Genomic DNA, 15727 nt, shown 5'->3' with positions numbered 1-15727 from the left:
TTCATCTGATTTTGCCATCCTGCTCCTTTTTAAGGGGGTTCACGGTAAAAAAAGACGATGAAAGGCATTAACCCCAAGGATCATGTCTGATCAAAAGACCCTCATGCGAGAGATGCTCGCAAATGCCGTACACTTTGGGCATAAAACAGCAAAGTGGAACCCTAAAATGGCACCTTACCTCTTTGAAAAAAGAAACGGTGTGCATATTTTTGACCTCAATAAGACCTACCAGGGTCTTATGTCCGCAACCGAATTCTTGGAAGCCGCAGCTTCTCAGGGGAAAACGGTGCTTTTTGTGAGCACCAAGCCTCAATCCACTGTTCTCATCCAACAGGTGGCGGAGAAGTGTGGAATGCCCTTTGTAACATCCAAATGGATTCCTGGACTGCTCACCAACTTCAAGACCATTCGATCTCGTGTGAAGTACCTTTTAACGCTCAAGGAGCAAAAGGAAACCGGTGAATTTGAAAAATACACCAAAAAAGAAGCGTCTCAACTCAACAAAGAGATTGAGAAACTCGAAAAAGCGCTGGGAGGAGTCGTTTCCTTGGAAAAACTCCCGGACATTGTGTTTGTACTCGACTGTGTTCGTGACCATATTGCCGTACAAGAAGCACGAAAAATGAAATCCACAGTGGTTGCTGTGGTGGATTCCAATGCGGATCCCGATGGAATCGCTTATGTGATTCCGGGGAATGACGATGCCATCAAATCCATCCGTTTCTTAGTGGACTTTGTTGGGAACGCAACCTTCAGCGGAGTGCAGAAGCTCAGAAAATAATATCTCCTAATCCACGCCTTTTATGACCGACTCAATGCCTTCAAATGCCGCAATGCCAAGCCAAGAAAAAGACTGGCTCGCCGCACTCACCTACATCATTCCAATCCTGTTCATCTACATGATGATGAAGAAAGGAAAAGAAACCATGGCCGTGTGGCACTCCAAGAATGCCGCCGGAATCATCGTGGTGGCCCTTGCCCTCAACATCGTGGTCCAGATCCTTTTCAGTATCCTGCCTTTCACTTGGTCTTTGACCATGACCCTCGTGAATCTCATCAACCTTGCCTTCTTCGTCCTTGTGCTCTACGGAGCATGGCAAGCTTTTGAGGGAAAACAAGTACACTTGCCGATCATCACTCAAGTGGGACAAAAAATCCCTCTCGAGAAATGGTTCAAAGCCGAAGGGCACACTGCTCCGGCAGCAAATCCAGCTCCAGAAGCACCCGCACCAGTAGTAGAAACGCCTGCTCCGGTAGTGGAAACGGCTACTCCAGTGATGGAAGCCCCAGCTCCTACCCCAGCTCCAGAAACACCAGCTCCGGTAGTAGAAGCTCCAGCTCCAGCACCCGTCGAAGAGAAGCCCGAAGCAACGCCCCCAACACCTCCAACACCTCCGGCAGCTCCTTCCATTCAATAAATTTTACACATTCTCTAATTTCAAAAAACATGTCTGTTTCTATCGATCAAATCAAAAAATTGCGTGACCGAACCGGTATTTCCATGACCGCTTGCAAAAGCGCTCTCGAAGAAGCCAATGGTGATGAAGAAAAAGCCATAGAGGTACTGCGAAAAAAAGGAGAAACCAAGGCGGCGGAACGAGCCGACCGTGCCACTTCAAATGGAGTGGTGGCGATTGTGCAAGAAGACAATAAGGCAGCCATGATTTCCCTGGCCTGCGAAACCGACTTTGTGGCCAAGAACGAAGACTTCATTAAAAAAGCACAGGCCTTGGCTCAAAAGCTTCTTAAAGAAGGAGAAAATGCCGATTTGAGCAACGAAATTGCTGATCTCAACATTCAGCTTGGGGAAAAAATTGAAGTGAAAGAAAGAAAAGTGATAAGCGGTCCAAAACTGGATTCTTACACTCACCTCAACAATCGAATTGGAGTGCTCGTTTCCATGTCCGATGGTGAAAGCGAACTCATGAAAGACATTGCCATGCACATTGCCGCCATGAATCCAAAGACCCTTTCTCCGGAAGACATCAGCGCGGACTTGGTCAGCAAAGAAAAAGAAATTTGGCAGGAACTTCTCAAACAAGAAGGGAAACCTGAACAAATCTGGGAAAAGATTATGGAAGGAAAGGAAAAGAAATTCCGTGAAGAGTTTGCCTTGCTCACTCAACCTTTCGTGAAAAACCCGGACCAATTGATCAAAGATCTGATCGGATCCAACACCATCAATGAGTTCTGGCGTTTCGAGGTATAAATAATGTAAGCTGGAGCCATGTGGACCCCCATTGAAGAAGCCATCGATGCATTCCGAAAGGGTAAAATGCTCATTGTGGTGGATGATGAAGATCGTGAAAACGAGGGGGATTTAGTGATGGCCGCCGAAAAAGTGACCCCGGAAGACATCAACTTTATGATGAAAGAGGGCCGTGGGCTGATTTGTGTGCCGATCACGCAAGAACACGCGCAAAGACTCGACCTCTTTCCTATGACCGGAGAAGAAGCCGACATCAGTCGTTGCAACTTCACCATATCGGTGGATTCCAAACAAGGCATCAGCACGGGGATTTCAGCAAAAGATCGTGCGAAAACGATTCAATCCCTGGTGGACCCCAAAAGCGCGGCAAGTGATTTCAATCGACCGGGACATATTTTTCCACTGCTCGCTCGACACGGAGGAGTTTTGGTCCGAGCCGGTCACACGGAAGCAGCCATTGATTTGGCGCGGCTGGCCGGAATGGCTTCGGCGGGGGTGATTTGTGAAATTGCAAAAGACGATGGCGAAATGGCGAGGAGAGACGACCTAAAGCTTTTTGCAGAAAAACACGGCTTGGCCATGATCACCATAAAGGATCTCATCGCCTACCGACGACTCAAAGAAAAATTGATTCAAAAAGAAGTGGAGACCGATTTGGAAACGGAATACGGCCCCTTTAAGATCATGGTCTACAGCAATTCCATCGACAACAGTGAGAGTCTGCTTTTGGTCAAAGGAAGCGTTGAGGGTAAAGAAAATGTACTGGTGCGCGCTCACTCCGAATGCATGACAGGAGATGTTTTCCATTCTCTACACTGCGATTGTGGCAAACAACTTGCCGCCGCCATGAAAATGATCGCCGACCGTGGAGAGGGTGTGATTTTATACATGCGCCAAGAAGGCCGAGGGATTGGGCTGGTCAACAAACTCAAGGCCTACCGTTTACAAAAAGAAGGGCTCGACACCGTGGAAGCCAATGCAGAACTCGGTTTTAAGGCAGACTTGAGAGACTATGGAATTGGAGCCCAAATGCTCAAAGATGCGGGACTCAATACCTTGGAATTGCTCACCAACAATCCTCAAAAAATTGTGGGACTGGAAGGACACGGACTCAAAGTCACCAAAAGAATTCCGCTGGAATGCGAAAGCGGACCACTCTCCAAAAAATACCTCAAAACAAAAAAAGATAAACTGGGACACCTCCTTAAACATGTCTAATCCCGCTTGGCAGATGCGAAGAGCCCTCAGGCTTGCCGAAAAAGGGCGAGGCTGGGTTTTACCGAACCCCATGGTGGGAGCCGTCATTCTCAAGGGTGAAGAACGGATCGGTGAAGGGTATCATCAAAAATGGGGCGGCCCTCACGCGGAAATTGAAGCCTTGAACAGTTGCACCGAATCACCCGAAGGCGCAACACTATTCGTAACGCTGGAGCCCTGCTGTCACCACGGAAAAACTCCTCCTTGCACGGAAGCCATCATCAAAAGTGGAATTAAAAAGGTGGTGGTGGCCTGCAAAGACCCCTCAAAGAAAGTGAATGGGAAAGGCGTGCTTGAACTTGAAGCCGCCGGAATCACGGTAGAGGTAGGCGTTTTGGAAGAGGCAGCTCGATCCCTCAATGAAGCGTTTTTTACTTTTCATGAAAAAAACCGCCCATTCATCACCCTAAAAATGGCCATCAGCTTGGATGGAAAAATCGCCGCCAAAAAAGGAGAAGAGTCCCCCATCACCGGGGAAAAAACCCGAAGACAAGTGCATATTCTAAGAAAGAACCATCAAGCCATTTTGGTGGGAGCGGGAACCGTGCTGAGCGATGACCCCCACTTGGGCGTTCGTTTGGTGGAAGGAAACGACCCACTGCGAATCATTTTAAAGGGAAAGCGCGCCCTCCCAAAAACTGCAAAGATTTTCCGCGATGACAATGTCCTCATTTTAGAGAATCAAAATATTGAGGATTTACTGGATACACTCTATGAAAAGGGAATCGTCTCGATTTTGGTGGAGGGAGGCAGTGAAGTGTTCACGGCTTTTTTGGAAAGCAAAAAGGTGGATAGAGTGGAAGTCTTCCAAGCTCCACTGGTGCTGGGTGAAAAGGCGCTCCCTTTTGCAGCACTCACAGAACCCTTGGCTTTTGAGAGGCTAAACACCACTCAAGTGGGTCAAGATTTTTGGATCACAATGAACTTGAAGGGCAAAAGATAAACCAAAGCCCCAATGGCCGAGAGCAGGAGCAGTCGTGCAAAAGCGGGAATCATCGGGAGCTCGGGGAAAAAGAGAATGGAAAGAGTCATGAAGAACGCGGCCAACACACTATAAAAAAAGGTTTTTAAGGAAAGCAGTTTGAGTAGAGAGGTTTTGAGTGTCTTGGAAAGAAAAATGAGCAGCAGCAAGGCGTTAAAAGAAGAAGCAATAAGGTTTGCAGCCGCCAAGCCCGCGGTGGACCAATCTAAAACTTGTGTGAAAACAAGGCTCAAAACAACATTGAGTGCCATGGTGAGCACGGCCAACAAGACCGGAGTTTTTGTATTGGAGAGCGCATAGAAAGCCCGAGACCAAAGAGGAATCAAACTCTGAGCCAAAGCTCCCCATATTAAAATGGAAAAGGTTTGTTCGGTGCGACTCGCCGCAGCGGTATCAAAAGCTCCCCCTTTTAAAATGACCGCGATCAAAGGTTCACGGAGCAGAAAAAGCCCAAGTACGGCGGGAAAAGCCCAAAACCAAATGGAATGAAAAGAATACCTAAGAAGCTCTATAAATTCCTTCTTGTCTTTGAGCAAAGCTTTCTCCGAAAGCGTGGCAAAAACCGCCACCGAAAAAGAAACCGCTAAAACCCCGTAAGGGAAACTTTGAAGATTCAAGGCATAACTATAAATGGACAAACTTCCCAGCCCTAAAGTGGAGGCCAAGGCAAAATCCACCAAGAGCGTCACTTGAGAGGCCGACATTCCAAGAACACGCGGCAGAGCCAAAGAGAAAAATTCTTTAAGGTCTTGAGTGAGTTTCGGCCACAAAATTTGAAAGCGAAATTTTGTCCTCAAGACTCCGGGGATTTGAATCAAAAGATGAAGAAAGGCTCCAAAACTGGCACCAAAAGCCAAAGCATAAACCCCATACCGAGGCGCAAAGAAAATAGCCGCAAAAATAATGCTGACATTGTAAAGAATGGGAGCCAAGGCCAAACCCAAGAATTTTTTATGAACGCTTTCAATCCCCTGAAGAATCCCACTCAAACCCATAAACAAAGGCGAGAACAAAAGGATGCGGCTCAAATCAACAACCAGATCCAAGAGCTCCGCGTCAAAACCGGGGGCAAAAATCGGGATAAGCCACGGTGCCACAATGTAAAAAATCAACCCAAGAAAAAATAAGGAAAAGAAAACCGCACTGAGCACTCGGTTGGCAAACTCCAATGCCCGCGCCTCTCCTTGTGTTTTGAGACGAACAAAAAGTGGAATAAAAGCAGCGGAAAGCGCACCCAAAATAAGCAGTGAATAAATCAGGTCAGGAATACGAAAAGCCATGTAGTAAGCATCCAATGCAAACACGCCTCCTTCCGTTCCAATACCAAAGACCTTGGCAAACACAAAATCTCTCAAAATCCCCAAACCCCTACTGGCAACCGAAGACAGGGCCAAGAGCAAGGCCCCCAATCCAACCTGAGATAGCTTTGGAATCTTCATCTCAAGCAGTTTAGCAAAAAAAATGGGTGTCCAGATTAGAGACGCTTGCGCATACGGCTAAAACATGTTATAATAACAAGATTCTTCACCCAAACCATGTTCGGAGAAAAGCTCACCAAACTGCTCAATGTATCCAGCACGGAACTCCCGCGAATTCTTGTGGCGTGGCTGCTGGTTTTCCTCATAAGAACGAGCTTTATTATTGGAGGAAGTGTTTTGTTGGCGGTCTTTTTGAGCAAAGTGGGAATCGACTTACTCCCGGGACTTTTCCTGATCAATGCCCTTTTTATGATGGTGGGAGCCTTTGGTTTTAGAAAAATCATTCATAAAATTCGCCGAGAACTGCTGGTGGTCAGTATTGTATTTTTGGCCGCCATAAGCCTTTTGGGTTCGCTCTTCTTCTTGGAACGAGACACGCTTCTCTTTTTCGTCTTTTTCCTCATCGCCGAATCGGTGTTTTTATCCCAACTCAATATCCTGATTTCCTTATTCAATGAAGAGCTTTTCAGCCCATTGGAAAGCCAACGGTGCTTCCCCATCATCGAATCCGCAGAAACCGTGGGAGGTATTATTGGAGGTTTGAGTTTGACCGTGTTTGCCGAAGTGCTCCCCACTTATAAATTCATCCTTATTTGTGTTCTTTTGGCGCTCGCTATTTTACCGGTGGTTCTACTCTTCAATCCAAAGACCATGCCCGTTCCCCATATTGAAGCACACGAAGAAAAAACACATAAAAAACTAAAAGACAGCTTTAAAGAGTTTAGGAAAATTCCTTTTTTAAAAACATTGATGTTGGTCATCCTTTTCCATTGGGCCATCATCAATATGCTTGAATTCCAATACACAAAAGCCATTCAACAGGATGTGTATTCCACCCAAGAAGAGACCTTGGTCATGGAGTCCGGAGATGAGGTGCATTTGGCGGCAGAACCCAGCAGCGAGGATTACCAGCACGACATCACACAAAAACTAGGGACACTGCATCTCATCTTCAATAGCGCCGCTCTTTTTATGCAATTGATTGTAGCGGGCCGCATTCTTTCCTTCCTTGGAATCACCGCCAGCATGTTGCTGCACCCTTTGGTGACCTTCCTCAATATGATTTGGATGCTGCTTCGTTTCAACTTTTTTAGCGCTTCCATGGCGAGAGGAGGATACGAGCTCACGGGAATCCTTTTCAAAAACGCCTACGACTCTTCGTACTACGCCATCCCTCATTCCATGAGAATGGATGTAAAAGAATGGATGCAAGGAGTTATGAAACCACTGGGAGCCATCTTGGGAACCTTGCTGATGATTGGACTCGCCTTTGGCTTGAACGGAGCCACAGAGTCCCTGGCCATCAATCTCACTTTGGTGCTTTTGAGTGGAGGCATGGCCGTACTGTGCTGGAGTTTAGGGAAAAAATACACACACATGTCCGAGGAAAATTTGAGCCACAAACTGGATCTCCCCACTCGGCTCAACGCGATAGAAATCTTGGCACAAAAAGGCCATGAGAAAACCACAAACGCTTTACAAAAAATTCTAAAAAGAAGCAGCGAACCGGAAATCATTAAAGAAGATATTTTGAACACACTCGGGCTTCAAGAAGACCCTGATTCCATCGCCAGTATTTTGGAGATGCTGGATCACAAGAACGAACGATTGCGACTCGCCGCCGCTGAGGCCCTAAGCCATTTCCACAAACTCAAAGAACACCTCATTGACCAATCTTTTACAAGATACCGCGTCATCGAAGCTCTTAAAAATCGACTCAATGAGGAAGAAGTGGAGGCCATTCGAGAAGAATTGGTACTGGTTTTTCATGACTTGGCCCCAGACGCCTTAACGGAATTCCTTGTGGAACGCGTTAAAAAAGAGGGAAGACAAAAGGCAAGTTTCATAAGAATGCTCAGTCTTTTCCACGACCCCAACCTTAAGTTTTACCTGGAAGGACAGCTCAGCAGCAGAGATCCAGGGGTAAAAGCCGCTTCCATCATCGCCTTATGGCAATTCAAAACACTCGGGAACGAACTCCGACATCACCTCAAGCAAATGTTGGAAAGTCCAAAAGAAGAGGTCTTAAAAAAAGGCATCGAAGCCTGTGGCTTTGTAAAAGAAAAGAGTTTTAAAGAAGAGCTTAAAAAACATCTCAATCATGGTTCTCCGGAAATTAAAAAAGCTGTGCTTTTGGCGCTTGGACAAATGGAAGAAGAAAGCACCATCCCCCATCTCGTGGAAGCCTTGAGTGACCCGAGCCACGAATGGTTTCATAAATCCTTCAGTCTTTTGGCTAAATTTCCAAAACAGTTCAGAGCCCTACTCCAAAACGCATTGGACTTGAGGATCAGTGAAAAAATCAACCAAATACTTTCAAAAGAAAAGGACCTCAACTGGACTTCCCTACCGGAGGAGTCTTTACATTTACTCCACGAGCTCTACCAAAAAATAAACGCCCACCACGAGGTACATAAGATCAAAGAGGTGCTGACCAGCAGACAAATGAAGCAGTAGAAGATTTAAAAAACTTTAGCTATAATGCCAGAGATGTCTCAACTCCGCCGCTCCATTTTCATGTCTATACTCCTGCCGAGCTTGATAAGCGGAATTTTAGCATTCGGCCTCTTCTTCCTCCTGGAAAGAACAATCCATCTCGCCACGCAGTTCGCGGCCCCCGCGGCGCTCCTCTTCTTAGTATTGAGTTTTTTAGCAATTTTTGTCATCAAAATCCAAAGACCTCTCACAAAAATCATTCATGAGATGAAGGCGCTGCTCACAGGGAAGCCTTACCGAAAAATATACACCTCAAAAACGAACGAACTTGGTGTTTTAGCTCATTTCTTTAATGAGGTGACGCGCAACCTTGAGAACATTTCCCAAGACATCAAAACGCATGTGCGTATTCAAAAAGAACTCAGTTCGGCACAAGACATACAACGAATGTTGATTCCAAAAACCGCCCCACAGTTTCCCGGACTTAAAATCACCGCAAAGACCAGGCCCGCCTCTGAAATTGGCGGCGACACTTTCGATTTTTTCCTCAAAGAAGATCGAAACCTTCTTTATATTGGAGATTCCACCGGCCACGGAATCCCAGCGGGAATTGTGATGGTGATGGTGGATGTGCTTTTAGAAACTTTCATTGAGCTGGAGAGCACACTCAAGTCTACACTGATTCGCCTCAATCAATATTTAAAGCCCCATCTAAAGCCCAGCATGTTCATGACCATGGTGCTCCTGGAATGGGTGCCTCAAGAACATGCCTTGCACTGGGTTGGAGCCGGGCACGAGCATTTGATCCACATTAAAACAAGCACCGGAGAGGTGGACGCTATTCGTGCCGGAGGACTTGCCGTGGGCATGCTCCCGGACATCAGTCCATTTATTCAAGAAAAGAAAATCATACTGGAAAGCGATGACTTTGTGGTGCTCTATTCAGATGGAATCATCGAGGCTCAAAACATAAATGGAGAGCAGTACACTTTGAGCCGTTTACAGAAATTCCTCAAAGAACAGGTGAATAAAGAAATCAGCACCGAAGATCTTTTTGAAAAAATTGCTATTGATGTGGGACGATTTATGGAAGGCCAAGCGCAACTCGATGACATGACGCTCATTGTAATGAAGTACAGCCAAAAGAGCGAAGCGGGAGACCTGAGCACCGAATGGGCGGCCGGCGCTTAAGAGCTCCTAAAGAAAGTGGGGCAAGATTCGAGGCGCCTTGAGACCGGGAATTTTTTTAATAAGCGCCAGATCTCTGAGATTGTATTTTCCATAATAAAGATCCTTAAGATCTCCTCCATTTTTAACAAAATCTTCAACTTGCAGGTAACCGGAAAAATACAATAAATCTTTTGTAAAAGCTCCCGGCTGGGAACTATCCCCGAGCCCCCGTTTCACTTTAAGAGAAGTTTGCAAGGCGCGGTCTTCACTCATACCAAGCTTGAGACAATAATCATAAGTTTCTGCAAAAGAATGTTTAAGGGCATAGTCCACAATAAAAATGAGTGTAGCGCTGCGATATTTCTTTTCAGTTTCATGCAAACACACCTGCTCTTGATTCCAAATGGCCAAACCTTCCTGAGTCTCCAAAAAGTTGCCAAAACCCCTGTTGAACAAACGGTAATTCTGCGCCTTTCCATTCTCCGCCGTGAGCACATGGGTCTCAATTTCATGAGCCAAAAGCATCCTCAAATTTTCCTCAGAAAAAAGTGCACCCTCCCGTATGAAAAGTGTGGATTCCTTCCCTGCAGAACACGCGCTCACCATGTGCCGATTCACCTTGATCCGCCAATGTGAAAGCCCGTATTCACGGAATACCCTTTCAAATTCAATACTGGCCTCCGCAACTGAAAACCATTTTTTGGGCTCCTCAAATTGCTCAGGCTTGAACTTCAGTTTCTCCCTGGCTCTATCCAAAAGATCTGGCGTGGGCTTGCCATACAAATCGATACTCCGTTCCGTGAGCAAATCTCCCCCACGAGCCTCCAAAAGCAATATTTTCTTGTGCAGCTCTTCAGCCTTTCTCAAAAAGAGTTCTCCAAGTTCCCCGCCGGCACAAGTGAGCTCAATTTTCTTGAGCTGCAGCTTGAATGCAAGCGCATCAAAAGAGAGGTCACGGTACTCAAACTGCGGCTCATAAGAAGTATCCTTTAAGAATTTTTCTTTCTCTTCTTTGAGATTGGTGGGCTTGAGTTGAGACAAAAGCTTAAGTTTAGAATCCATCTCGGCCAATTCAAGGTCCACTTGAGCAAAAGGAGTGGAACTCAGCTCAGGCAAGAGGGGCCGTTGAAGCAGTTTGGTTTTTCCTTTCATGGGGTCAATCAAAAACCCGCTGAGATCTCGCCGTCCAATGAGCATTCCATAATTTTTCTTGGAAAAATCGTCCGTATACGCCAGCGTTTGGATGCGTTTTTTACCCAAAGAGATCTTCATTTTCAACTGCCCCAGTTCAGTTTTTTCCACAAGCCCCAAGTCTTTTGCAAGCTCCTCATCCACTACACTGCTTTCCAAAAGAGGATTGATGGAAGCCCAAACATGGCGCACTTCCTGCGGAGCAATGATTTTAATCTCCTCTTCATTCCCAATCACTTCTCGGCTCTCTTTCACCTCCTTTGTCACCTTGTGTCCAAAAATTTCTTGAGCGATACGCACTCCTTTTTCAGGACTGCTCACTTGAATGCCATGCACTTTTTCCAGGCGTTTACGCAAAGGAGCCAAGTTGGCAATTTGAAGACCCAAGCCGGCGTGAGCATTGATTTCAAGCAGCATCGGTCCGGCATTCCGGTCCAAAGAAAGATCCACGGCACAGTACCCCAAATTGGTGGCCAACTGAATGCGGGAGGCAATAAGCAAAAGCTCATCCCAATACGGAATAACAAAGCCACGAATAGACCCCGCACCCGGAATTTCATCCACAATTTTTCCTTTATATACCGTGTGCGTAGCGGTTCCCTTGGCAATATCAACGCCCACCCCAACCGCACCTTGGTGCAAATTAGCCTTCCCGTCAGACTCCCGCGTGGGCAAGCGAAGCATCGCCATCACGGGGACCAAATTGTGAACCAAAATCCGAATATCCGGAATTCCTTTATAACAAAATTGCGCGAGCCGAGGATCACAAATAATAAGTTGCTCAAAAAAAGCAGTATCCTGAAGCTCAGAAATACTGAACCGTCCCTCTAAAATATCACTAATGTGCTCCCGCAGTTCATCTTCCTCTATCAAGCTTCCACTGCTCTTCACAAAGGAAGAGCCCTTGTTGTCCACAATAGGAATAATCCCTTCCCCACCAAACCCAAGATTGGGCTTGAGCACAAAACTTTTGGGGAGCGTGGAGAAATTAAATTCCTCAAGCTCCGATACCGATCGAATCACTCCGTAAAGTCTTGGAACGGGGATGCCTCTGGCAGAAAGAAAATGCTTGGTCTTCAACTTATCATCCGCCAAACGAATGGCCTTTTTTTTGTTGAATGGACGGACATAGAGGAGGTTCCGGGCATTCATGCCCAAGATCCCATGATTTTTGAAAAGCATTATTCTTCAATGTGATGAATAATTTCCCTAAAACGAATGTACTCAACCAAACGAAGACCCGCCCATCGCGCCAAGAAAAGGTTGAAAGGCAGACAAAGCAGCACCAATTCGGGATGACCCAAAACCCAGATTTCCAAGATATTCCACTGCGCCACCAAAGAACAAAGCATGGCCACAAGCAGAACTTCACCCCCGATGCGCATGGCATTTTTCATACCCTTATCACTTTGAATAGTGACAAATTTTTCCACCATGGTCGCCATAATAAGAATGGGGAAAATGGCCAGTTGATCTATTTTTTGATCGAACAAAGATCCAAGGAAAAGCACCAAAAGAATGGCAAAACTGGAGATGGAGAGAATAATCGCCATTCTGGGAATATACAAAAGGCGATACCGATGCAAAAGAGAACGAGCCAAACTGGCCACCAAAAACAAAATCACAAAAACCAAAAGGCCGTACCATAAATTGAGGGCAATGAAGGAAAGAGAAAGAATAGACGGCGTATAAATTCCAAGAGTATTGAGCCCCACCACTTGCTTCATAAAAGCAATCACCGTGGCAATAATGGGCAGCATCAAAACCAAAAGGATGGTGTTCGTGGGAACTCCGTGGCTCAACATATTGTTCACCAAAACCGATAGGAAATTCCACGGGCGAATTTCCAGGTGTTTATCCACCACTGTGTATTCAATGCCCCGTTCCTCCAAAATTTGCGTCAACTCAAGCACATTTTCCGCTTCCAAAAGAACCCACAAGGCCTCTGGCCGTGTGAGCACAATTTGTTGAGATTGAATGGTGCTGTAGACCCCCCTCGCAATGTTTTCCATGGCACCAAGACTGTGCTCCGAGATAAAAATAACATTCTTGCCCTTAAAAGGTGCCTCATCCCCCAAACTTTCCTGGAGCTGGGAGAGTACCGTGAGTCCTGAAGTCCCGGAGGTGTAAATCAATAAGTCTTCCGTATTTTCCAAAGAAGAGATTTTCTCTAAAAGTTGGCGACGAAGTTCCTCTTCTTCCAAAAATCCGGAGTGCGTACTGGCACTGAGCAGATCGATATAAATACCTTGTTCTCGAGCAGTGGTCACCAAGCCCAATAGTTTTTCGTCTTCATCGGTCACCGTGCTCACCAAAACAAAAGACTTACTAAAAGCAAAAATCGTTTTAGAAACCGAAGCTTCTCGCCCCTCAGGATCTCGAACCGTAAGCGTTACCGCGTACTCACCGGCTTGAGCATAAGAATGCACCACTTCACTTCCCTCTTGCCGATTTCCATCCCCAAAGTGCCATTCAAAACGCAAAGCCCCATCCGAGATAGACTCGGAAGAAGCCCCGCTAAAAATAATGTTGCGATCCACCCCAATACTGTCCACCGAATCAATTTCGGCATAAATTTCAGATTCAACTTGAGCGGCAGCCTCCTCCGGAAGCTCCACGGCGAGCACAGAATTCCCCCACAAAAAAGCGGAGAAAAGGGCAAGAAAAAAAACTTTAAACATAAAGGTGGATTGGGATGCTGTCAGTCTAGCAGACGGGCATCTTGTTCTCCACCCCAAAATCTGCTATAATGACAAGATAAAAATAAAAACAAACCACGGTATGGCTACCCTGTTCTTAAAAGGATTACAGAAAACACGCTTTCTTTTGGTCGCGGCACTGGTGCTGACGCTTCTTTCGAGTCCATTTTTGACCAACGCGGGTTCAAAAGGGAACAGCGACATCACTATTTCATCAATAACAGACACCCTGGCGGGTTTTTCTCAAGAGATCCATTTGAAAGGAACCGGCTATGAAACCATGGAACTCGCCCTCAAGAAACCGGATGGAACCGTACTCCTTTTGGAAGAAACCGCAGATGCAAGCGGAGCCGCCACCCTGATGATTTCAGAGTACCACCTTCGAAGAGCAGGAATCTATCAAGTTGCCGCACGAGAAGCACTCTCCGGAGAAACTTATGGAACCGCCGTGGATTTTGAAGTCTTCCCCTCCACCGTTTCAGATACAAAAACAAGCGTGGCGTGGAACAAGCAGTCCGCTTCCTTGGGAGAATCTTTGGAGATGACCGTAAGCCTAAAAGATGACTATGGAAACGCTATTGATGGGCATGTGCTCAAAGTGATTCCAAAACAAGCCGGCGTTACGGCTTACAGCCCAAACTTTGTGAGTGATGAAAGAGGAGAAATGAAATTCTTTGTCTCAAGCACCGCACAGGGAATTTATGAGTTCACTCTCTTCGACTCCAGCATCAACAAGACTATTTTTGTAGACGAGAAAGTGGCCTTCTCAGGAAGCGAAATAAGTGACTATACGGCCGTCGGAGGACACGAAGACAGTGTCTTTCTTGCGGCTGAAAGCGGTGAAGTGGATGCATTTTTAATCGAAGGATTGGGCGCAAGCACCACCGTGGGTGATGCGGAGACGGTAACGGTTTCCGCCATAGACGGAAATGGGGACACCGTGCAAGACTACACCGGAACCATTCGATTTTCCTCCACCGATGACAGCGCAACGCTTCCGGGGGATTACACCTTCCTGGCGGAAGATCAGGGCGCACATTCCTTCAGCCTTGCTGTAAAATTTGTGACTCCGGGGGATCAAGCCCTCAGTGTCACGGATTTGGATGAATTCAGTCTGAGAGGAGAGACTCAAACCACGGTGGTGACCACCGAAGCCAGCGGAACCGACTATGAAGGAGATTTTGAAAGCACCGATTTTGAGCGAGAAGGATCTTTTACCCTCATTAGCCCCGCTGCCGGATCCTACTCCAGTGATTCCATAGAAGTACAAGGAGAGGCGGAATATGGGCTCACCGCAGTGGTGTACTTGAGTGGAGAAGAAATGGTTCGCAGTCCGGTTGAATTCGACAACAGCTTTACCGTTACCGTCGAAGACATTGAAGATGGCACCTACGATTTGTTTGTGGACATCGTGGAATTGGGAGAAGGAGAAGAAGGTGAAGAAGAAATTTTGGAAGTGATTGAAACTTCCGACAGTGAAAAAATCACCATCGACACCACGGCACCCAAAATTGTGAGCATCAGCACCGACCCCGAAGAAGATTTGAAGCCGGGAGACACTGTTAAAGTCACGGTGCTCAGTGAAAAAAACTTAGAAGAAGCTTCCATCATTCTTGAGGAGGAAATTTTTGAGCTCAAAGAAAGCAGCACCGCCGGTAAATATGAAGCCGACTTGGTTTTGCCAAGCACCGAAGGCGAGTTCAGTGTGGATCTCATTCTTATGGATGTTCTTGGGAATGAGGTGGAATACCGCGACGAACTCACCCTTTCAACACTAAGCACAAGCGGAACCCCCTCCGGTCAAAGCGGCATCGCAGCCGTAACCGGCCTCAGCGTCACCGGTGCAATAGAAACCGCTCTACTCAGCTGGGAAGCCGCCGAAAGTGGCAATCCCATCGCTTTTTACCGAGTCTACTACGGCCCGGATAGCAACTCTCTTTATGCGATTTCCGAGACCTACGATGCCTCCACCAATTGGTCCATTTTGAACCTGGCTGGAGGGGAAGAATACTATTTTGCCGTAAGTGCCGTGGATTCCGAGGGGCTTGAAGGTCCACGAAGTGAGGTGGTGAAAGCCATTCCTTCTCTATCCAAAGTGGTGGATGATAAAGATCTCGTCGATGACACAAACACTCAACCTCTTCTAACAGGACAAGAAGGCAATATTAAAGAGAATCCGGAAACAGGACCCGTACAAAGCGGCCTCATCCTCATCAGCCTTTTGGGTGCAAGCATCGCCGTTGTGATACGAAAGCGTGCAGTTCAAAAAGCTTTCTGATACAATCCACCGCAGAATAACTTCTAC

Annotated in this window: 9 protein-coding genes and 2 pseudogenes; 8 read left to right on the top strand and 3 right to left on the bottom strand. The window is 46.6% G+C overall.

All coding sequences use genetic code 25. The features are described from left to right. Positions 1-82: 82 nt before the first annotated feature. Genes rpsB through ribD form a run of 5 tightly spaced genes read left to right on the top strand, consistent with a single transcriptional unit; the run spans position 83 to position 4409 of the window. The gene (gene rpsB, locus WC777_05580; GenBank protein ID MFA6024636.1) at positions 83-781 is read left to right on the top strand and encodes a 30S ribosomal protein S2; all 699 of its coding nucleotides are present in this window, start codon (positions 83-85) and stop codon (positions 779-781) included. A 22-nt stretch (positions 782-803) separates the two neighbouring features. Further along, positions 804-1418 (top strand): hypothetical protein, encoded by a 615-nt coding sequence (locus tag WC777_05575; GenBank protein MFA6024635.1) that lies wholly within the window; start codon positions 804-806, stop codon positions 1416-1418. Between the two features lie 29 nt (positions 1419-1447). Beyond that, positions 1448-2209: a translation elongation factor Ts gene (gene tsf, locus WC777_05570; protein ID MFA6024634.1), complete on the top strand. Its 762-nt coding sequence runs from the start codon at positions 1448-1450 to the stop codon at positions 2207-2209. An 18-nt stretch (positions 2210-2227) separates the two neighbouring features. Beyond that, positions 2228-3427, top strand: coding sequence for a bifunctional 3,4-dihydroxy-2-butanone-4-phosphate synthase/GTP cyclohydrolase II (locus WC777_05565; protein ID MFA6024633.1), 1200 nt, complete (start codon positions 2228-2230; stop codon positions 3425-3427). Then, positions 3420-4409 carry a bifunctional diaminohydroxyphosphoribosylaminopyrimidine deaminase/5-amino-6-(5-phosphoribosylamino)uracil reductase RibD gene (gene ribD / locus WC777_05560; protein MFA6024632.1) on the top strand — a complete coding sequence of 330 codons (990 nt, stop codon included), beginning with the start codon at positions 3420-3422 and terminating at the stop codon, positions 4407-4409. The genes WC777_05565 and ribD overlap by 8 nt, the downstream gene beginning before the upstream one ends. A 38-nt stretch (positions 4410-4447) precedes the next feature. On the opposite strand, the pseudogene murJ reads toward ribD, so the two are convergent. Next, a pseudogene (gene murJ / locus WC777_05555) lies at positions 4448-5887 on the bottom strand (murein biosynthesis integral membrane protein MurJ). Between the two features lie 96 nt (positions 5888-5983). Here murJ and WC777_05550 point away from each other — a divergent pair. Continuing rightward, a complete protein-coding gene (locus tag WC777_05550) occupies positions 5984-8383 on the top strand; it encodes a HEAT repeat domain-containing protein (GenBank protein MFA6024631.1) in 2400 nt (799 codons plus the stop codon). A gap of 33 nt (positions 8384-8416) precedes the next feature. Continuing rightward, positions 8417-9553, top strand: coding sequence for a SpoIIE family protein phosphatase (locus tag WC777_05545; GenBank protein ID MFA6024630.1), 1137 nt, complete (start codon positions 8417-8419; stop codon positions 9551-9553). A 6-nt stretch (positions 9554-9559) separates the two neighbouring features. On the opposite strand, the gene WC777_05540 is transcribed toward WC777_05545, so the two are convergent. Together WC777_05540 and WC777_05535 are read right to left on the bottom strand one after the other, a co-directional pair. Then, a complete protein-coding gene (locus tag WC777_05540) occupies positions 9560-11875 on the bottom strand; it encodes a tyrosine/phenylalanine carboxypeptidase domain-containing protein (GenBank protein MFA6024629.1) in 2316 nt (771 codons plus the stop codon). Between the two features lie 29 nt (positions 11876-11904). Next, positions 11905-13404, bottom strand: coding sequence for a 7TM domain-containing protein (locus WC777_05535; protein ID MFA6024628.1), 1500 nt, complete (start codon positions 13402-13404; stop codon positions 11905-11907). Positions 13405-13504: 100 nt separating this feature from the next. Here WC777_05535 and WC777_05530 point away from each other — a divergent pair. Then, a pseudogene (locus WC777_05530) lies at positions 13505-15472 on the top strand (fibronectin type III domain-containing protein). Positions 15473-15727 lie beyond the last annotated feature (255 nt).

The organism is Candidatus Gracilibacteria bacterium (assembly GCA_041661045.1).
In the GTDB taxonomy this organism is placed as follows: domain Bacteria; phylum Patescibacteriota; class Gracilibacteria; order UBA1369; family 2-02-FULL-48-14; genus 2-02-FULL-48-14.
The sequence above is the reverse complement of the archived record's forward strand: the minus strand, read 5'-3'. Positions and strand labels throughout refer to the sequence as shown.